The sequence below is a fragment of the Trichocoleus sp. DQ-A3 genome, assembly GCF_039961975.1.
Taxonomy (GTDB): domain Bacteria; phylum Cyanobacteriota; class Cyanobacteriia; order Cyanobacteriales; family FACHB-T130; genus FACHB-T130.
This window is the reverse complement of record NZ_JAMPKC010000014.1, coordinates 34226-51981: the sequence shown is the minus strand read 5'-3', so window position 1 is coordinate 51981 and position 17756 is coordinate 34226. Positions and strand designations below refer to the sequence as shown.

At 48.1% G+C, this 17756-nt stretch carries 19 protein-coding genes and 1 tRNA gene; 12 read left to right on the top strand and 8 right to left on the bottom strand.

Translation table 11 applies throughout. The features are described from left to right. Positions 1–304 precede the first annotated feature (304 nt). A complete protein-coding gene (locus NDI44_RS18980; RefSeq protein WP_190414150.1) occupies positions 305–898 on the top strand; it encodes a MarC family protein in 594 nt (197 codons plus the stop codon). A gap of 138 nt (positions 899–1036) precedes the next feature. Here NDI44_RS18980 and NDI44_RS18975 read toward each other — a convergent pair whose 3' ends face one another. Next, complete coding sequence (locus NDI44_RS18975; RefSeq protein WP_190414023.1) at positions 1037–4018, bottom strand: pentapeptide repeat-containing protein; 2982 nt, start codon at positions 4016–4018, stop codon at positions 1037–1039. 319 nt (positions 4019–4337) lie between these two features. Between NDI44_RS18975 and rplU the strand changes: the two genes are divergently transcribed. From rplU to NDI44_RS18955, 4 genes are all read left to right on the top strand, one after another. Next, on the top strand, positions 4338–4781 hold the full coding sequence (gene rplU / locus NDI44_RS18970) for a 50S ribosomal protein L21 (RefSeq protein ID WP_190414020.1): 444 nt from the start codon (positions 4338–4340) through the stop codon (positions 4779–4781). A gap of 51 nt (positions 4782–4832) precedes the next feature. Further along, positions 4833–5138, top strand: a complete 306-nt coding sequence (gene rpmA / locus NDI44_RS18965; RefSeq protein WP_190414018.1) for a 50S ribosomal protein L27 — start codon at positions 4833–4835, stop codon at positions 5136–5138. Positions 5139–5374: 236 nt separating this feature from the next. Next, entirely contained in the window at positions 5375–6352 is a 978-nt protein-coding gene (gene hemB, locus NDI44_RS18960; protein WP_190414016.1) for a porphobilinogen synthase, read from the top strand. 270 nt (positions 6353–6622) lie between these two features. After that, positions 6623–7084, top strand: coding sequence for a GNAT family N-acetyltransferase (locus tag NDI44_RS18955; RefSeq protein WP_190414014.1), 462 nt, complete (start codon positions 6623–6625; stop codon positions 7082–7084). Here NDI44_RS18955 and NDI44_RS18950 read toward each other — a convergent pair. The 4 genes from NDI44_RS18950 to NDI44_RS18935 all read right to left on the bottom strand — a co-directional run bounded on the left by NDI44_RS18950 (position 7068) and on the right by NDI44_RS18935 (position 10360). Beyond that, positions 7068–7910 (bottom strand): sensor histidine kinase, encoded by an 843-nt coding sequence (locus NDI44_RS18950; RefSeq protein ID WP_190414012.1) that lies wholly within the window; start codon positions 7908–7910, stop codon positions 7068–7070. The genes NDI44_RS18955 and NDI44_RS18950 overlap by 17 nt on opposite strands. Positions 7911–7947: 37 nt before the next feature. Beyond that, entirely contained in the window at positions 7948–8535 is a 588-nt protein-coding gene (locus NDI44_RS18945; RefSeq protein WP_190414010.1) for an L-threonylcarbamoyladenylate synthase, read from the bottom strand. 42 nt (positions 8536–8577) lie between these two features. Beyond that, entirely contained in the window at positions 8578–9480 is a 903-nt protein-coding gene (gene prmC / locus NDI44_RS18940; protein ID WP_190414008.1) for a peptide chain release factor N(5)-glutamine methyltransferase, read from the bottom strand. 106 nt (positions 9481–9586) lie between these two features. Further along, entirely contained in the window at positions 9587–10360 is a 774-nt protein-coding gene (locus NDI44_RS18935) for a Tic22 family protein (protein WP_190414006.1), read from the bottom strand. 330 nt (positions 10361–10690) lie between these two features. Between NDI44_RS18935 and NDI44_RS18930 the strand changes: the two genes are divergently transcribed. After that, complete coding sequence (locus NDI44_RS18930) at positions 10691–10867, top strand: hypothetical protein (protein WP_190414004.1); 177 nt, start codon at positions 10691–10693, stop codon at positions 10865–10867. Positions 10868–10870: 3 nt separating this feature from the next. Here NDI44_RS18930 and NDI44_RS18925 read toward each other — a convergent pair. Together NDI44_RS18925 and NDI44_RS18920 are read right to left on the bottom strand one after the other, a co-directional pair. Beyond that, positions 10871–10944 (bottom strand) — tRNA-Pro (locus NDI44_RS18925). Positions 10945–11070: 126 nt separating this feature from the next. Beyond that, a complete protein-coding gene (locus tag NDI44_RS18920; protein WP_190414148.1) occupies positions 11071–11598 on the bottom strand; it encodes a GNAT family N-acetyltransferase in 528 nt (175 codons plus the stop codon). 929 nt (positions 11599–12527) lie between these two features. Here NDI44_RS18920 and NDI44_RS18915 point away from each other — a divergent pair. From NDI44_RS18915 to NDI44_RS18905, 3 genes are all read left to right on the top strand, one after another. Next, positions 12528–13253: a hypothetical protein gene (locus NDI44_RS18915; protein WP_190414000.1), complete on the top strand. Its 726-nt coding sequence runs from the start codon at positions 12528–12530 to the stop codon at positions 13251–13253. Positions 13254–13407: 154 nt separating this feature from the next. Then, positions 13408–14376 (top strand): alpha/beta hydrolase, encoded by a 969-nt coding sequence (locus tag NDI44_RS18910; protein WP_190413996.1) that lies wholly within the window; start codon positions 13408–13410, stop codon positions 14374–14376. A 202-nt stretch (positions 14377–14578) separates the two neighbouring features. Continuing rightward, on the top strand, positions 14579–14950 hold the full coding sequence (locus tag NDI44_RS18905) for a hypothetical protein (protein WP_190413995.1): 372 nt from the start codon (positions 14579–14581) through the stop codon (positions 14948–14950). A gap of 98 nt (positions 14951–15048) precedes the next feature. Here the strand turns inward: NDI44_RS18905 and tsaD are convergent, their stop codons facing one another. Further along, the gene (gene tsaD, locus NDI44_RS18900; protein WP_190413992.1) at positions 15049–16098 is read right to left on the bottom strand and encodes a tRNA (adenosine(37)-N6)-threonylcarbamoyltransferase complex transferase subunit TsaD; all 1050 of its coding nucleotides are present in this window, start codon (positions 16096–16098) and stop codon (positions 15049–15051) included. 102 nt (positions 16099–16200) lie between these two features. Between tsaD and NDI44_RS18895 the strand changes: the two genes are divergently transcribed. The 3 genes from NDI44_RS18895 (at position 16201) to NDI44_RS18885 (ending at position 17502) form a co-directional block, all read left to right on the top strand. Continuing rightward, a complete protein-coding gene (locus tag NDI44_RS18895) occupies positions 16201–16698 on the top strand; it encodes a Photosystem I reaction center subunit III (RefSeq protein ID WP_190413990.1) in 498 nt (165 codons plus the stop codon). A 36-nt stretch (positions 16699–16734) separates the two neighbouring features. Next, positions 16735–16863, top strand: coding sequence for a photosystem I reaction center subunit IX (locus tag NDI44_RS18890; RefSeq protein WP_190413988.1), 129 nt, complete (start codon positions 16735–16737; stop codon positions 16861–16863). A gap of 114 nt (positions 16864–16977) precedes the next feature. Continuing rightward, complete coding sequence (locus NDI44_RS18885; protein WP_190413986.1) at positions 16978–17502, top strand: photosystem I reaction center subunit XI; 525 nt, start codon at positions 16978–16980, stop codon at positions 17500–17502. The last annotated feature ends 254 nt before the right edge of the window (positions 17503–17756 follow it).

Below are 17756 nucleotides of genomic sequence, written 5' to 3'. Positions count from 1 at the left end.
CACTTGCGCGTTTGTCACCGCAGCTTAAAGAAAGTATTCACTGGATCTAGGCACTTCAGGAAGAGGGAAAAACCGGGCGATCGCTTTCTCAGATGAGGTTGAGCGATCGCTCTCTCACTGTATTGAGGTTTAAATTATAACAATGAATATTATTGGTTGACACTAAGACAACTCTATGAGTGAGTTGGAATCTTCTGCTGGCACGGGACAGCTGACTCGTTTTAGATCAACCTTCGGAATGGCGAAACGGCAAGGCATCCACGTTACGGTTAGAGGAAATATTTTCTAAGGGTCAACTGTGGAGCTGGATATCTCTGTTCTGGTTAAAACTTTTGTAGCTGTGTTTGTCTTGGCAGATGCGTTGGGCAATGCACCGATCTTTTTAGTCCTGACGAAGGGCATGGAACCGGAGCAAAGAGACAATGTAGTGAATCGGGCAAGTATTGTAGCGACAGGGGTGCTGCTGATATTCGCTTTTGGGGGTAAAGCAGTTCTAAATTACTTAGAAATCAGTATGGGGTCTTTGCGGGTTGCTGGGGGACTGCTTTTACTCTTAGTTGCCCTACAAATGCTACGTGGAGAACTAGATACACCGATTGTCGAGCAGCAGCGCGATATCGCGATTACTCCGATGGCATTGCCTCTGTTAGCTGGGCCAGGAACGCTAACGACGGTGATGCTGTTGATGTCTGAATCTCCAAATGCTCATCTCAGCGTGGTGGTTGGGATTGTCTCTGCGATGCTGGTGACATGGTTGATTGTGCGTCTGGCAAACCGGATCGACCACTTGCTCGGTGCAGAAGGTGCGGTGATTATTACTCAACTTTTAGGCTTTCTGTTAGCAGCGCTGGCAATCGAAATCGGCAGTGCTGGGATTCGGGAACTGTTTCTAACTTAAAATGCGATCGCGTTTTTTACGAACCGCCAAGACGCAGAGGGCGCGAAGGAAGAGGGGAGAGAGGGCGATCGCGTTTGTGTGATAAGGTAGGCGATCGCATCACCTTTCCACCACGACAAATAAGAGTGATCGAAGACTTTACCCCAACCCTAGCTGTTGTTTTAAAGCTTTTGGCACATTCTTGGCTGTTGCCAAATTCTGAACATTCTCCCACTTCGTATACTCATCCCAAGAAATGTTTTCGAGGTTTGCATCATTGACGATGGTGCGGCTGAGGTCTGTACCCCTGAGGTTTGCGCGGCTAAGGTCTGCGCGACTGAGGATGGTGCCCCTAAGGTTTGCGTCCCAGAGGTAGACGCCATTGAGGATAGCGCCATTGAGGTTTGCAGCCCTTAAGTCTGCATCATTGAGGATGGCGCGACTGAAGTCTGCGCGGCTAAGATTTGCGCCCCTTAGGTCTGCATCTCTAAGGATTGCACCGTTGAGGTTTGCGCCAGTGAGGTCTGCGCCAGTGAGGTCTGCGCCGCTGAAGATTGTGCCACCAAGGTTTGCGCTAAGGTTTGCCCCGGCGAGGTTTGCACCACTGAGGTTTGCGCCACTGAGGTTTCCGCTACTGAAGATTGCGCCACTAAGGTTTGCGCCAGTGAGGTCTGCACGGCTGAGGTTTGCGCCAGTTAAGTCTGCACGGCTGAGAAATTTACCAACTGTTTCTAAAAAGCCTCTAATACCGATACATTTGCTGTAACCAATGATGCGAAGCAATCGATAATCATCAAAATTTTCAGTGTCTTTTTTACCGCAGGGAAAGAAAGCAATTTTGTCTTTTAAGTCATCTTTTAACTGAGCATAGCGGTGTAACTCCAAAAGTAAGATGGTAATATTCAATCCTGCATAAATATCTACCTGTCGCAGTCCAAGCCACTTAGTTTCTGAAGTTTGCTCCCTCATTTGCAACATCTTCTTCTGCGGCAGATTTTCTGGAGTTGCATCAATGAATTGCCCATCGCACCAACGCAGATAAAAACTCTCCAATCGTTTGAACAATTTTACGGGTTGAAACTCTGTACTAGCAGCTAACAAAGCCATTAAATATTCCACAATTTCTGGTGTCAGTCCGCCGTAGCCAAATAAATCGTAGATTTCCCGATCCATGTGGTCGGTGGAGATATAAAACTCTCGTTTTATTCCCGGTCGCGTCCAGTCTTCTAAACTTTCTTTAAGTCGTTCCGCACACAAAAATTCCCCAAAACTTTTGTGGGCAAACTCCACATAACCGTCTTTGTCACCCGCCGCCGCCTGTAGATAAAAAGCCGCCAACGCATTTTTTAGCGCATCCTCGCCGTGTCTTTCTCTGGCTTGTTGAATCAACTCAATCGCGCTCTCATCGTCCTTCAACCGTGACTCGATTGTTTTTACTGCGGCACATTCCCCGCCCGACTGCACGACGCACAACCCCGCCTCTGCCAAAATGCGTCGCAGTCCTGCCGTTTCCTGTCCGGTTAGTTCTCGATTCAGCCATTCTGGACGTTGTTCCGTCAGTACCCACTCTAAAGATTGCTCGTAAATCAGAATTTTTGCCCTGACACCGCTAGCGCCCGCAAACATCTCTACCGTCAACTTGCCATCCCGGTGCATCGCTGCCAATAGATAAAGCAATAGCGGCTCTTTGGCTAATTCCCTCACTCTATCCGGACAGCGTTGATCTTGCAAAAATTGCTGAAATGCGGAATTTTTATCACCTCCAACTTGAGTTTCCCATTTGCTAAACCACTGCTGTTGGAGTTCGTCATCCATCGGCAACAGTTCCACTCGTTCCATGTTGGGAGGCATTCTTCCTTGGATTCCTTGTAGCGCCAAAGGTCTGCCTGTAATTATCACCCGATGTCCTTTTTCCGAATTCCGCTGACAGCTACCTTGGAAATCATCTACTTGCCAGAGAAAATCCTTTAATTCCTGGCTGGTTCCTCTCTCCATCATTAATTCATCAAATCCATCCAAGAGAAACAAAAATCGGGTATTTCTATCGGTTAACCAGCCATCATCATTTTTAGCGAATTTACAATCTACTGCTGCTTGCAAAGTTTTTTCAAAACTCTTTTCAAATGTCCTGATATCCCGCAACCGAATCAAGATTGGTGTCCAAACTGGATGCAAATGCTGCCGCACCCAGTCGGCAAACATCCGACAAAAAACACTTTTTCCTCTTCCCGGCCCCCCTTGGATAAACATCACTTTGTCTTGTTTCTGAGCATCTGCTAGCATTGCCTTTGCCCAACCTTCGATCTCAAACGGTTCCGCATCCTCATCAAGTTCACCATTTGCATTTACTGGCTGTGCTTTCAATGGCACGTAAATATCTTTGAAAGTGAAGCTTTCAGCAAATACTTTCTCTAGCGGCTTTGGAGCAATCTGCTCAGCTAAATAAGTTTTGATACTATAGTATTTGTCCGATTCTTGTCGCCTGCCAGCTAAATACAATTCTGCCCGTTGTCTGACAGAATCCTCAGCATCTTCCAAGGCTTTTTTCAGGTGTTGATGAGTCTTCCAAGCTACCCAACTTGTTAAAATCTCAGCATCGTGCTTATTTATTCTTGCTTGTTGCAGTTGGTTAGACAAAACCTGATTTAAAACTTGGGCTAATTCCGATTCGTGGAAGCAGGTGAGGACGTTTCTAGCGAGATGCTCATCTAGTTGAAATTCTCCCAGCTTTTCGCTTTGCTGTTGGGCGATATTTGATGGAGGCGTTGCACTTGCTGGCTCTAGATTGGCTGGTTGTAAATTGACTTGCTGTAATAAGTCATTACTTTGCACCAATTCATTAAAGCTTTCTAGATAAGCCAGGGGAGATGCGATCGCTACCCATTCTTCTAGGGATGGCTCTTGATTCGTCTTTTTGCGGTACAGCCTCACGCCTTGAATCGCTAGTTTCGTCCCTGATAGCCCTGCTATAGCAATAGGAATTCCCGCAGAACCCGCAATTGCAGAGAACAAACCTAAAGCCAGCCCGAATTCCAGCGCGAATTTAGTAACCTCTGTCCCTGTCTCAGCGACATCTCCAGGTTTCCCTAGTTCCCGAATATCAGTGTTCAAAAACTGCCAAATCTCTTTGAGGTTCGTCATGCGATCGCTATTCTCCGTGCTGATGAGTCGAAGATAACTTAACGATTAAGCATCTGCCCTCAGTTGGGTATTTCTCATATTTTCTGAAGAAAGCGCGATCGCTCACTTGACACAGTTCCAGGTAATCATGGATGATGAAAGATTGTCTGTCTATTCCTGCTCGGATCAGGTTGAGACATTCCAAAAGCTGATTGGTCATTGGTCAAGAAGTCATTAGTCATGGGTCTATAGAAGCGAATCTAAAGACTGAATTTAAAGACAAAAGACAACTGACAATCTCCTATTCAGCTACCTGTACGGCAACCCCTAGGACTATCCCATGAGTTACGCAATTATTGAAACTGGCGGCAAACAGCTAAGAGTCGAACCAGGTCGCTTTTACGACATCGAACTGCTTCCCTCGGAACCCGATACGCAAGTTACCATTGATAAGGTTTTGTTCGTTCAGAACGACGGCGATGTGACCATCGGTCAACCTTTCATCGAAGGGGCGACGGTAGAATGCACGGTGATGAGACACCGGCGCGGTAAGAAGGTCATCGTCTACAAGATGAAGCCCAAAAAGAAAACCCGCCGCAAGAAAGGGCATCGCCAGGAAATCACCCAGCTGATGATTAACTCCATCAGCCTCAATGGCTCAGTGGTAGCTTCCGAACAACAGGCTTCCCAAACCGCCGCCGCTGACGAATCAGAAGAAGCTCAAGAAGCTGTGGCAACGGTGGTTGTTGATGAGACAGATACCGAGACCGCTGCGACCGAGTAAATCGCTGAGACTACAGCAGAATAGTAAGTAGTAAGGACAAGTGAGGAAATTATGGCTCATAAGAAAGGTACAGGTAGTACTCGCAACGGTCGTGATTCTAATGCTCAACGCTTAGGCGTCAAGCGTTTCGGCGGTCAGACCGTGAGAGCAGGCAGTATTTTGGTGCGTCAGCGGGGAACTTCGTTTCACCCTGGCAATAATGTCGGTGTGGGCAAAGACTATACCTTGTTTGCCCTCATTGATGGCATCGTGACCTTTGAACGGAAGGACAGAAGCCGCAAGAAGGTAAGCGTTTACGCTGTGCCAGCAGCGGCGGAAGCATCCCCTGAGAATGCACCCGTTCCGGCTCAGGTATAAGTATCCAGACCTAGTAGTTGGATAGATTAAGAAAGGAGGGGCAATTTATAAATTGCCCCTCCTTTTATTCGGCATTTTTTTATCAGCGATCGCGCTGGTTGGTCAAAATAAACGTAATATGTGATTCTGAGTGCCAGCGAAAAATTTCATCTCAATATTTTGCTTGGCTCAATGTGACAAATTGTTACTTTTTTAGACTGCTTTAGTTACTAACAACTATTCACTACACAGACGCCATGTTTCCCATTCATCGCCCTCGCCGCCTTCGTACCTCAACCCAGCTGCGCCGGATGGTGCGTGAAACGGTTCTTGCCACGAGTGACCTAATCTACCCTCTGTTTGCCGTGCCGGGAGAGGGCATTGCTAAGGAAGTGAAATCGATGCCAGGGGTCTACCAGCTGTCGGTAGACAAAATTGTGGAAGAGGCAAAAGAAGTCTATGACCTCGGCATTCCCGCGATCATTCTTTTTGGCATTCCCGCAGATAAGGATGTAGATGCTACAGGTGCGTGGCACGATTGCGGAATTGTCCAAAAAGCTGCCACCGCAGTGAAAGAAGCGGTGCCGGATTTAGTTGTCATTGCCGATACTTGCTTGTGCGAATATACCAGTCACGGTCACTGTGGTTATTTGGAAGTGGGCGACTTGACGGGGCGGGTATTGAACGACCCAACGCTGGAATTGCTCAAGAAAACAGCAGTTTCTCAAGCCAAGGCTGGCGCTGATATTATCGCTCCGTCTGGGATGATGGACGGTTTTGTGCAGGCGATTCGGGAAGGATTGGATGCAGCAGGATTCCAAGATACACCGATTCTTTCTTACGCTGCCAAATATGCTTCGGCTTATTATGGCCCTTTCCGCGATGCGGCTGATTCAACACCGCAGTTTGGCGATCGCAGAACTTACCAGATGGACCCCGGGAATGCCCGCGAAGCCCTCAAAGAAATCGAACTCGATATTGCAGAAGGGGCAGATATGCTGATGGTGAAACCGGCGCTTGCCTATATGGACATCATCTGGCGGGTGAAAGAAGCCAGCAACTTGCCGGTAGCCGCCTACAATGTCTCCGGCGAATACGCGATGGTGAAAGCCGCCGCCCTCAATGGTTGGATTGACGAACAGCGAGTCGTGATGGAAACTTTAACCAGCTTCAAGCGGGCTGGAGCCGATTTGATTCTCACCTACCACGCAAAGGATGCCGCCCGTTGGCTGTAGGGAGTCAGGATGAAGGATGAAAAAACCAGTAGATTAGCTTAGACTTAGGCATTTTCATCCTTCAGACTTTATAGAGCATAATTAATTAGATACTTGTGTTCAAAGGAAATCTCTCTGCCGATACAGATTTCTGTTTGGGTGTGAGTAAGCTAAACGGTAGATTTCGCTAAAAAAGCTGTAAATTATGGGAATTCGGTGCAATTGAACACCAATCCCTAGCTTGTTGATGAGTAGAATGAGCCAGTACGAGACTCTAAATTATTGATGACGATGGATTGCAGTCATATTCAATTTTGTGACCGTAAATCACAAATCGACTTTCAACAACTGCAAGAGCTGTTTCACTTGGCTGCCTTCTGGGCACAGAACCGGCGAATTGAAGATTTAGAAGTTGCGATCGCCAATAGCGATCCAGTGATTAGCGTCTGGGATGAAAACAAGCTGATTGGATTTGCCAGAGCGACTTCCGATGGTATCTATCGTGCCACTATCTGGGATGTGGTCGTACATCCGGCATACCAAGGTGCAGGACTCGGACGCAAGTTGGTGGAAACAGTCTTGAGCCATCCTCGTGTCAGTCGGGTAGAGCGGGTCTACCTGATGACGACTTATCAACAGGGCTTTTACACGCGCATCGGTTTTGAATGTAGCAACCCCAGTACGACGATGGTGCTGTATAACAACCAGCCGCTGACCGAGCCTCTGCCTGCCCAGGTTATGTCGTCTCAATAGGCACTAGGGGAAGCGAAAACTGAAGCCGGGTGAGATTCTGGGCGGCTGAAGTATTAGAGGCATCTGCTGGTTGCGCTGCCACTACTTCCAGGCGTCCCTGCATCACTTCGATGAGGGTTTGAGCAATCAGTAAGTTCATCCCCTCGGATAGCTGTGGCATTTGTCGGGGTGCTCCTTTTCTGGGTGCCCCTCCCAATTCCGACGTCTTTTGCTCTTTGAGCAAATCAACTGGCTCGCTCCAGACGCTGACGGGGCACTCGGCATCAATCCAGATGTGGATGTACCCAGATGCTGGTGAGGAGGGAACCCAAACCCGAATGTTGCCTTCATTCATGCGAGCGATCGCGGTATCGACCAGATTTAGCAGCACCTGCTGCAATCGTCGCGGATCTGCCAGAACGTAAATCTCTCGATCGGGTGGCGATACCTCAAGGCGGATACTCCGATTCGCTGCTTGCAGGTGAGTCAAGTTGTAGACTTCCTCTAGAACCTTGGCAAGCTCGACGGGTTGAATCTCTATCCGACTGGTGCCGTGTTGAGTTTTGGCAACGGCGATAATTTCGTCTATGAGCTGCATCAGCTTCAGCGCGGAGGCGTGAGCCTGAGCAATAAACTCTCGTTCTTCTTCTGGGTTGTCACACAAATCAGACAAAATCAACTGATGCAAGCCAATCAAACTGTTGAGGGGCGATCGCAATTCATGGGAAGTCCTCGCCAAAAACCCAGCTTTAAACTGGCTCATTTCTGTTGCCATGTGGTACGCCATCTGGGTTTGCTTGAGTTCCTCCAGGATGGCTGTCACGTCCGGATTCGCGTCTTGGGACATAAATATAATTACCAGTTTTGCTGATTAGCTGAGTCGATTAAACTACCAATTTAACCGCTCCTTGCCTCAAGATTTCCCAGCCGCTGCCCGTCCATTTGGCGACGGTGGAAGGAACGCCAGCCGTCGGTGTTGTTTCCTCCTCCGAGGAGAATAGCGTCAGGACATCGGGAAACTGAGCTGCGATTTCTGCCATCGTTTCTAAAGGTGGCTCCCCCGAACGGTTGGCGCTAGTAGTTGCTAAGGGGCCAGTTTGCGACAGAATTGAGAGCGCGACGCCAGAATTCGGCACGCGCAACCCAATCGTAGCCGGATCAGATGGATTCATCGATTTGGGAACGCACGCTGAGGCTGGTAATACTAAAGTCAAAGCACCAGGCCAATATTGGTCAGCAACTTGTTGCCAAATCTGCCATTCAGCCGGACCTCCCTGGACAAAAGGCCACAAATCTAAAGCGTTTGCGCCCATTAAAATCAGCGGTTTATCTTGCCGCCGCTGCTTTGCTGCAAAAATTAACTCTGACCGATCCGGCTGCACTGCCAGTGCTGGTACAGTATCGGTGGGAAAGCTAACCAAACTCCCAGAACGAGCGCCTTCTATCAAGGCTGCCATTGAAACTTGTGTCATTTTTTTAGAGTTTTGAGTTTTGAATAAATCCCCTCAAATTCATCACTCATCGGGTTTCCGATAGGCTAAGGCAAAGCGTTCAATCCCAGCTAAATCGGCGTGAATTTGAATTTTGCAGAAACTGCCTCGATCTTGCAACAGTTGAACAACTGTATCGGCTTGTCCCGCCATCATCTCAATCAACCAAATACCGCCCGGTCGCAGATAGTCTGGCGCTGTTTCTACCAAATGGCGGATGCAATCTAAGCCATCTGTGCCGCCGTCGAGGGCGAGGTGTGGTTCGTGTTTCGCTACTTCCGGTTGCAGGGAAGGCAGCAAATGACTGGGAATATAAGGTGGGTTTGATACCATGCCGCTGAGCTGATCTTTTAGGGCGGACAATGGCTGCCACCAAGAACCTTGGTAAAACTGAATGCGAGCCGCTAAACCCAGTCGCTGGGCATTCTGTTGGGCGATCGCTAGAGCAGCCGGACTATAATCAACCGCGTGGAGAGTGGCAGATGGAAAGGCATCTGCGAGTCCGAGAGCGATCGCGCCACTGCCAGTTCCTAAATCTGCCCAATGTCCTTGCTCTAAAGGCGGCGAGGCTCCGCCCTGAGCCGCAGCGGTAACCGCCAAATCAATCAAATATTCTGTTTCTGGTCGCGGAATCAATACTGCTGGTGAAACAAACAGAGAAAAATGACGCCAGGGAGCAATACCAGCCAGGTACTGAACTGGCAACCGCTCATCCAGACGCCGTTGCCACATCTGGGTTAACTCCGGCAACGGCATCGGTAATTTTATCTGGGTTTTGTCTTTGAAAGACTCCAACCGCAGCGCCAACCGATCTAGAGCGGCGACTTCTCGCAGCAACCAGTCTACTTCTGTTGGGTCAACGTCCGCGGATTTGGCAGCATCCCGCGCCCAGTTTCGCCACTTCCAAAGTTCTATACCTGAAACCATACCCAAGGAAAACGCCAGAATCAAGGAAAAAAGATAAAAGATAAAGTATGAAGTTTATCCTTCATACTTTATCTTTTATCTTTGATTCTTTTGTCTATTTACCGCTTTAGCGACGTTGTTGCTGAGAATTCGCGGGGGCAGGACCACGCGATCGCACAAAGTCTACTGACGCTTTGGGTGGAACCAGTACAATGTTGTTCAGCTGCTGATTATTGCTGGTGCGTAAAGTTTCAATTACACCCTCCAGATTCACCACCTGAATTTCCACTGTAGATGCCAGAGCTGGCTGTTGCTGTTTGAATCGATCCAGCATACTCTGTAATTCTTCTTTGCTAAAGAAGAAAGGAATGATGGGTTTATTGTCTCGTTGTAGGGTCAAATACCCCTTATCCTTTCCGCCTCTTGCCACAAACAAAGGAACCCCATCAAAATTTTGCACGGGTTTGCCGCTTTGACTCAGGATGGCTTTTGCTGAATCTACCTGCTGCTGGGTGGGTACGAAAGCAAAATCCAGACCATCTGGCTTGGCTGCATTCGCTTGATCCAGTTTGTAAACGTCTCCCAGCGATACGGGTACCACCTTCACCGTACTTGCTAGTTGAGCATTTTGTTTCTTCAACCGTTCGATAAATGTTTGGGCATCTTGCTGGCTGATAAAAACACCTGCCACTGCGGTCTTCTTTTGGCCCTCATTCACTGAAGCAACTAATGGAGAACCTTGAGGATCGGTGATCGTAAACACGGGCACAGCTTGCAACTTTTCTAGAACCTGTTGTTCTGGCAATGCCAGTGCCCGCAGCGTTTCCAAACCGGGCAGCGCTCCCAGTACAACACTTCCCACTAAACCCAGTGTTGCGCTCAATCGAACTAATGATCTCATTACAATTCCCTCAAAATTTTTCGTTGAATACCCCGCCTTACCAATAATAGAGTCGAGACAAGGCGATAATGTTTCTTCGCTCTAGCAGTACCCGAATGAATGGGTCTAAGTTTATTTCCAACTAAACTTTATCGATTCTACTGTTTTGTTGCGACTGTCATTTTTGAACTGTTTAACTCCCCATGTCCTAATTCCTGGCACCAAAGGTCAATTTGATGCCTGAACTCGCTATTTATTCATTCTCAATGCTGCATACTCGGAAATGGAATTCCCAAATTACTGAGGGAATGAATCGCGAATTGTAACCCTCTATGACTATGTAAGATTAGGATGAGTTCCAGGCAATCGTCAGCCAACTTATCTCCCAATTTACTAGGGAAAAATCTGTATGAATCACCTCCCGAAGTCCTCAAGGGAATTTCAGCAGGGTGTCAGACATCACACCCGAAAATTATTGAGATTCCCTCTAACCTTGGCTGGTTTGGGGCTAACTCTTTTTACTACTAAAAATCGGGATGACAGGATTTGAACCTGCGGCATCCTGCTCCCAAAGCAGGCGCGCTACCAAGCTGCGCTACATCCCGGTGAAATTCAGCGATGGGCTATCAGCCGATCGGGTCTTGGGTGTTTAATCCCCCTGACACGCCTTGCCAGCGACCTCTGGTTATTATAGCTTATTTAGCCGATATTTGGAGTAAAGAATTCACGAACTAATCTGGATACCAAAACATCCCTTTAATTCCTTCCGGGTCGGCAATAAAATTCAGTCCCCGGTAGAAATCCACCACCTGGGGGTCAGCGAACAGAGTAATGTTGCTAATGTCTTCACTGCGTAGCTTCTTGATCGCGTACTTCATCAACGCCTTTCCCAGTCCTTTCCCTTGAAAATCCGGGTGAACTACCACATCCCAAATGGTGGCATTGAAGGCATGATCGGAAGTGGCGCGGGAAAAACCTACTAGCCGTCGCTGGGTTCCTCGCACTTCCCACATCGAAACGACTAAAAAACTATGTTCGATTGCTTTCTTGACCTTGCGTAGCGGACGCCGGGACCACCCGACCGCATCGCAGAGTTCTTCGAGTTCATAAAGGTCAATGTCGCGTTCGGTGCTGAAAAATATCCGAGAGCCGCTGCCCGTGCGATCGCCTGTACCTTCTACAACATCCCCCTCCCCCAGCGTCGGCTTCGACGCAGTGCTACCATCAGAACCGCTAAACAAGCTTTTCCAAAAACCCATGCAGGTGTGGTTAAGGTATTTACATTCTCCAGTTCCCAGCAGTCTGGGGAATTCCCAACCGTGCTTCGCACCGCGTGCTAACACGCGATCTGAGACTTCCTGATCGAAGAGACCAATTCCAACACTTTCAGGTTTCCCTGCAAGTACCAAATATCTAATCTCTACAGGATTTACTTCCGGTGTTCGGTTGCGAGAAACGAAGCAATCTGAGGAACGAATCAATCTCGTGCAATCAATTGACGCGGGGGAGTCACGTACACTCTTGGAGAGTGATACAGTCTCAGTATCTCCATCCCTCTTATTTCAACGAATCTAGCCCAAACATCACGAAAAAAATGATAACACAATTGCGCTACCTTTTAAACCATTACACGCACTCCCCGATCTGGAGCGGGTGCGGCATTGTGTGGTTTAGGGCGCATTCGGCAATACTGGCAATACATTAGTTAGACTGAATTCTACGGGTTAATACTCCGCAGCTCCACAGCAATCCCGATTTCCTTGAATTGTCGGTCGGGAGAAGCTACCGTCTCGCCAAGCCATCGTGCAGCTAGGCACAAGTTTTTGGCTGATGACTGGAGACAAGAGCAACAGAAGAACTGAGAAACAGAGGCAGCTTTTGACTGGTTACTTCCTGGATGCCACATCGCGTTGGCACAGGTGAGCAAAAACAAAGAAAATCATGTACGGGCAGCTAGTCATGATACGACGAATGTTGAGTTATTTCACTAAGGGGCAAGGGAGAACTTGCACCGGTTATCTTTATTTGCACCAATCTACTCAACTCCACCGGGAGTTGGTATCGAGTGGATAATTTTTTTAGGAAAATTTGTGAGAGATTAACCATAAGAGAAGGTTCTTTGGCGAAGGGCACTTGGCTCTATCTCCCAAAATGCTTTTAACCTGGCAAGCGAGTCTTAGCCCTATATATGGCCACGGGTTTGAAATCATCCACACTAGAACTTCTGAAGCGCTTTAATCGGGCGTTTCCTCAGTTCTACGAGCAGTTTGTCAGCAGTGAGATTCAGCTACAAAACTTGAGGCTTGCCTATCGGCTCTATAAAACCACCAGAGCGGTTATTGAGCTGAAACCCGAAGGCAATAAAAGCGCCCTACATTTTGCTTACCGCAATCAATCTTTTCTGCTAAGTGATATTTTTGGGGTTCTGGCTGCATACGGGCTGACCATTCACAGTCTCAGTCTATATGGTCAAATCGCTCCTCCGATGCTAGTTTTCATCAAACTGGTGGTGTCTCGTGGTAGCAAAGCACTGACAGACAAAACCTCGGAAAATGTCTGTCGCGCCATTCGGGAAGCTTTGGCTGGGCGCTTTGAAGTAGAAGAGATGCTGGCAGTGGAATTTAATCTGGATGCCGGTTTGGAGCAGGTAGAAACGGAATTTTATGTAGACCCTGTTTTCCATCTTCCGGCGCTGTTAATTGAGGCGGATAACCAACCGGGTCTGTTTTATAAGGTGATGTACGCTATCTGGCAAGAGGATTTGCTGGTGGTCAATGCCAATTTGCTAGTCTGGCGAGGACGCACCCGCTTGATTCTTTACTTGTTGGGACCGAACGAAAGTGTGATTCCGGAATATTTAGGTCAAAAAATTGCTGAAAGCGTGCGTCAGCGATTGCTAGGGCGCAGATTTTAATGTTTAGCCATTCGTCTTTTGTCCAATAGTCCTACTTTACGCTTCTCGAAGTGATCGCGCCGACAAGCAGACGTTTCGTAAGGCAGGGGTAGGCCATGACCAATAACAATGACTTCTTGACCAATCTGGTAGAACTTCGGGATAGGATCAAAATATGGCAACTATCGAAATCCTGGGAGTTCGGCACACCTACGATTTGACGCCTCCCATTGCATCATCTACCCCTGTTTTGGTCTTTATCCACGGCTGGCTCCTCAGCCGTCGGTACTGGCAACCCCTGATTGAGCAGATAGCACCAGATTATCAGTGTTTGTCTTACGACTTGCGGGGGTTTGGTGATTCTCAGCCTCTAGATAATTATGGGTTCACCCGTCAAGAAATGCCGGTGCAGAGTCGGCAAGTCGTCCGCGAGAGTCAGCCAGAGGAGAACTTTCTTCGCTCTTCAGAGCCTCTTACGTTGAGCCTCTCGAATTACACTCCAGCTGCTTATGCCAAAGAAGTCGGTATTTTGTTGCAGAAGCTGAATATTTCTAGTGCTTGGCTGATTGGTCATTCGTTGGGTGGCAGCATTGCCCTTTGGGCGGCAGACCAGCAACCTGATTCTGTTAAGGGGGTTGTCTGCATTAATGCTGGAGGTGGCATTTATCTGAAGGAGGCTTTCGAGCGATTTCGGGCTGCGGGTCAGCAGCTTCTGAAACGGCGTCCCCATTGGCTGTGCTATGTACCGGGGATTGATTTGCCTTTTACACGGGCGCAAGTGGCGCGCCCAATTGCTCGGTGCTGGGGACGACAGCGACTGATTGATTTTATTACTGCTCATCCGGAAGCGGCGCTGGGGACTTTACTGGATTCGACGACGGAAGCGGAGGTCAATCGCTTACCGCAGGTGGTGTCACGGCTAAAACAGCCGGTTTATTTTATTGCTGGTGCTAAAGATAGGGTAATGGAACCGAAGTATGTGCGCCACTTAGCAAGCTTTCACCCGTTATTTCAGGGTTGTGGTGAGAACGTGATGGAAATTCCGGACTGCGGACATCTATCGATGGTGGAGCAGCCAGAGGCAGTTGCTACCGAAATTCGCAAAATTATAGCTAATTATCCGGATTCTAGCAACTTCGCTTAAGGTAGATGTTTTGTTGGCACCATAAATCTTTAAATTTTATTAAGATTAAAGGGGTGCCTGCAAAAAAACGATATTGATTTTCGCTTCTTAGATTTTGACTGCGATCGCGATGAGCGCTCCCAGAAGAGTAGTAATTAGTCTGAGTGGCAAGGGAACAATCAACTGATGAATCTAAGGCTTTCCTGATACTTGTGCTGAAATTATGATCGATCCAAAACAGACTATTCAAATTTCTTCGGAGTTGACTGACGAACATCTGCTGGCTATCTGCGAGGCAGCCGATGTAATTGCTTGCGAGTGTCCTAGTTATTTGGTTCGGCTTTTAAATGATGTCAGAGAGTTTCGCCGTTACACAAATGAGTGTATTGAGCGCTTTCCCTCGGATGCAGAGACTCATCATTGGCTCAGCAGTCGGGCGAATCAGGTAGAAATGCTGCTGTCTTTAACAATTTATGAGCTTTTGCAGAAAGAAAATCTTTTAGATGAGAATAATCAGCTGAATTTGCAGCAGCTTTCAGACAGAAACCGGGCGATCGCGCTATCCAAAGTATTGCATCCTTACTCATCAAAATGATCGAGAGAATCGACTGATTTAAGGTCTGTTTAGAAATTGCGCGATCGCTTTGTCCGAAAAATATTGCATCCTCGCGCCTCAAAACTGGATGCAAACTTCTACTGTGAAGTTTGGTAAAGCTGCATAACATCAGTAATTGGCAGCCGGGACTGAACGCCCAAAGTCAATCGGGAAGTATGACCCCGATTCAAATGATCGGTGGCAGCACAGGCAATCATGGCGGCGTTGTCGGTGCAGAATTTTAGCGGGGGGAATAGCACCCGCAGGTTTCGCTGTGCAGTAGCGACTTGCAGGTGTTTTCTCAGTCCACTGTTGGCGGCGACACCGCCACCGATGGCAATGGTGTCAAGACCGTAGTCGAGGGCGCAGGCGATCGCCCTTCGCGTCAGACTTCGCGCTACGCTTTCCTGGAAACTCGCCGCAATGTCATTCACTGGCAGCGACGGAGATTCCTGCTGCAATTTTTGCACCAGTCTCAGCACAGCTGTTTTTAAGCCACTAAAACTAGAGTCATAGGGATGATAGCCGCCCCCTGGCACCCCGACATTCCCTTCCGGCAAAGGATAGGCTTGCGGATTCCCCACTTGGGCGAGTTGGTCAATGACAGGCCCACCCGGATAACCCAGATTTAACAACCGCGCCACCTTATCGAAGGCTTCACCAGCGGCATCATCGCGAGTTTCTCCTAGTGTCTCGTACACACCACAATCTTTTACATAAATTAAGCTGGTGTGTCCGCCCGAAACCAGCAGACATAAAAAAGGCGGCTGTAAAGAAGGTTCGCTCAAATAAGTAGCGTATATGTGGCCTTCCAGATGATGGACTCCGACAAACGGTTTCCGATGGACAATCGCAAGAGTTTTGGCAGCCGTCAGCCCCACCAACAATGCCCCCACCAAACCAGGGGCGCAGGTTGCCGCAATACCATCAATTGACGCCCACTCCATCTGCGCTTCTTCGAGTGCTTTGTCTAAACAATTGTTAATTATTTCGACGTGTTGACGGGAAGCAATTTCTGGCACAACCCCGCCATACTGCCGATGAACAGGGATTTGTGAGGCGACGATGCTACTGCAAATTTGACGATTCTTTACGATCGCTACCGCCGTTTCGTCACAACTTGTTTCAATCGCTAATACTGTTGACATTCACTGGTACTTTAATATATCGATACATGATTGCTTCCGTACAAACAATGACCTTGTTTTGTACATAAAAGTTTTCGTTTTGTAACAAAAGGAAACAATCCCATGAAACGATTGTTGGCTTTGATTTTTGCCCTTTGTATTTGGTTTAGCGTTGCCCCAACGGCATCGGCTGATAACGTATCAGGTCTGGTGCCATGCAGCCAGTCCAAGGCTTTTCAGCAACGTGCTGCAACCGCCCGCAATACCAACTTCGACCCCGATTCAGGGCGCAAGCGTTTTGAACGTTATTCTCAGGCAATGTGTGGCCCAGAGGGTTTACCCCACTTGGTTGTAGATGGTCGCCTGGATCGTGCCGGTGACTTTATCATTCCCAGCATTCTGTTCCTGTATATTGCGGGTTGGATTGGTTGGGTTGGTCGTGCCTATATTCAATCGGTGAAAAAAGAGGCAAACCCAGAGTATAAAGAAATCCAACTGGATGTTCCCCGGGCTGTTGGTTTTATGCTAAGTGGCTTCACTTGGCCTTTGGCAGCAGTCAAAGAATTGCTCACGGGTGAATTGACTGCAAAAGAAGATGAGATTCCTGTCTCAATTCGCTAGTTACGTTGAATTATTGACTGTTTTGGAGAATGATTCATGCAGTATTTCCTCAAGTATCTTTCCCTAGCTCCGGTTCTGGCTATTGTGTGGCTATCCCTTCAGGCTAGTCTCTTGGCTGTCTTTATCTACATTTTCCCTGACCTGCTTTTCCATCCAATGCCGTAAAGATCGCAGGATTTTCAAGACTGGTTAAAAAATGCTGTATCAAACGATAGAAGCATCTCCAGTTTTAACCCAACGATAATTAGTGGCACTAGCTCATCAAAAGGTGAAGAAATTATGCAAGTGCAAGCAATAAGCGACTCGAAAGATCGTCGTAACGACCCCAGAAATCGGGAAGTTGTCCATGAAGCTGGCGATCCGCAAATTGGCAATTTAGCAACGCCGATTAATTCTTCCGGTTTCACAGAGGCTTACATCAATAACTTGCCAGCCTATCGCAAAGGGCTGTCACCCGGACGCCGAGCATTAGAAATTGGTATGGCTCATGGTTATTGGTTGATTGGTCCCTTCGCCAAACTGGGTCCTCTGCGCGATACAGATGTCGCGAACCTGGCAGGTTTGCTGTCAACGGTTGGCTTGATTATCATTTTGACGATTGGGCTATCCCTCTACGCTTCTAGCAATCCCCCCAACCCCACTAAAACGATTACCACGCCCCGTCCTCCAGACGCCCTCAATAGTCAGGAAGGCTGGAACGAGTTTGCGAGTAATTTTCTGATTGGTGGAGTTGGTGGTGCGGGAATCGCCTACCTGCTGATTTCCAATTTGGAACTGCTTCAAGGTCTGTTCAAAATTGGGTAGTAGCAGTAGCGATCGCTAGCTTGGAAACACCTGTTATACAAGTCTTCTAGCGTTCGTTACGACTGGCTTACCACTGCGCGTCCACCCATCTGTTTAACCAGAAATGCGTGGCGTCGTGGCTGAGGCAAACCACTGACCAACCGTTTTCTTGCCACCAGGCAAGCGGTTATCTTAAACTCCTCACTTCGCTTTGAATCAAGAACCCTGCCCATGCCGTGAGGGCAGGGTTCTCTGTTTGTGCATGAGAGCGATCG

Excerpts from the sequence above, each read along its gene's own strand:
- hemB (WP_190414016.1), top strand. The coding sequence starts at position 5,375 with ATGTTTCCCATTCATCGCCCTCGCCGCCTTCGTACCTCAACCCAGCTG.
- NDI44_RS18945 (WP_190414010.1), bottom strand. The coding sequence starts at position 8,535 with ATGACACAAGTTTCAATGGCAGCCTTGATAGAAGGCGCTCGTTCTGGG.
- NDI44_RS18915 (WP_190414000.1), top strand. The coding sequence starts at position 12,528 with ATGGCCACGGGTTTGAAATCATCCACACTAGAACTTCTGAAGCGCTTT.
- NDI44_RS18920 (WP_190414148.1), bottom strand. The coding sequence starts at position 11,598 with ATGGGTTTTTGGAAAAGCTTGTTTAGCGGTTCTGATGGTAGCACTGCG.
- NDI44_RS18935 (WP_190414006.1), bottom strand. The coding sequence starts at position 10,360 with ATGAGATCATTAGTTCGATTGAGCGCAACACTGGGTTTAGTGGGAAGT.
- NDI44_RS18895 (WP_190413990.1), top strand. The coding sequence starts at position 16,201 with ATGAAACGATTGTTGGCTTTGATTTTTGCCCTTTGTATTTGGTTTAGC.
- prmC (WP_190414008.1), bottom strand. The coding sequence starts at position 9,480 with ATGGTTTCAGGTATAGAACTTTGGAAGTGGCGAAACTGGGCGCGGGAT.
- NDI44_RS18890 (WP_190413988.1), top strand. The coding sequence starts at position 16,735 with ATGCAGTATTTCCTCAAGTATCTTTCCCTAGCTCCGGTTCTGGCTATT.
- NDI44_RS18930 (WP_190414004.1), top strand. The coding sequence starts at position 10,691 with ATGAGTTCCAGGCAATCGTCAGCCAACTTATCTCCCAATTTACTAGGG.
- NDI44_RS18955 (WP_190414014.1), top strand. The coding sequence starts at position 6,623 with ATGGATTGCAGTCATATTCAATTTTGTGACCGTAAATCACAAATCGAC.
- tsaD (WP_190413992.1), bottom strand. The coding sequence starts at position 16,098 with ATGTCAACAGTATTAGCGATTGAAACAAGTTGTGACGAAACGGCGGTA.
- NDI44_RS18950 (WP_190414012.1), bottom strand. The coding sequence starts at position 7,910 with ATGTCCCAAGACGCGAATCCGGACGTGACAGCCATCCTGGAGGAACTC.
- NDI44_RS18975 (WP_190414023.1), bottom strand. The coding sequence starts at position 4,018 with ATGACGAACCTCAAAGAGATTTGGCAGTTTTTGAACACTGATATTCGG.
- NDI44_RS18905 (WP_190413995.1), top strand. The coding sequence starts at position 14,579 with ATGATCGATCCAAAACAGACTATTCAAATTTCTTCGGAGTTGACTGAC.
- rpmA (WP_190414018.1), top strand. The coding sequence starts at position 4,833 with ATGGCTCATAAGAAAGGTACAGGTAGTACTCGCAACGGTCGTGATTCT.
- NDI44_RS18885 (WP_190413986.1), top strand. The coding sequence starts at position 16,978 with ATGCAAGTGCAAGCAATAAGCGACTCGAAAGATCGTCGTAACGACCCC.
- NDI44_RS18910 (WP_190413996.1), top strand. The coding sequence starts at position 13,408 with ATGGCAACTATCGAAATCCTGGGAGTTCGGCACACCTACGATTTGACG.
- rplU (WP_190414020.1), top strand. The coding sequence starts at position 4,338 with ATGAGTTACGCAATTATTGAAACTGGCGGCAAACAGCTAAGAGTCGAA.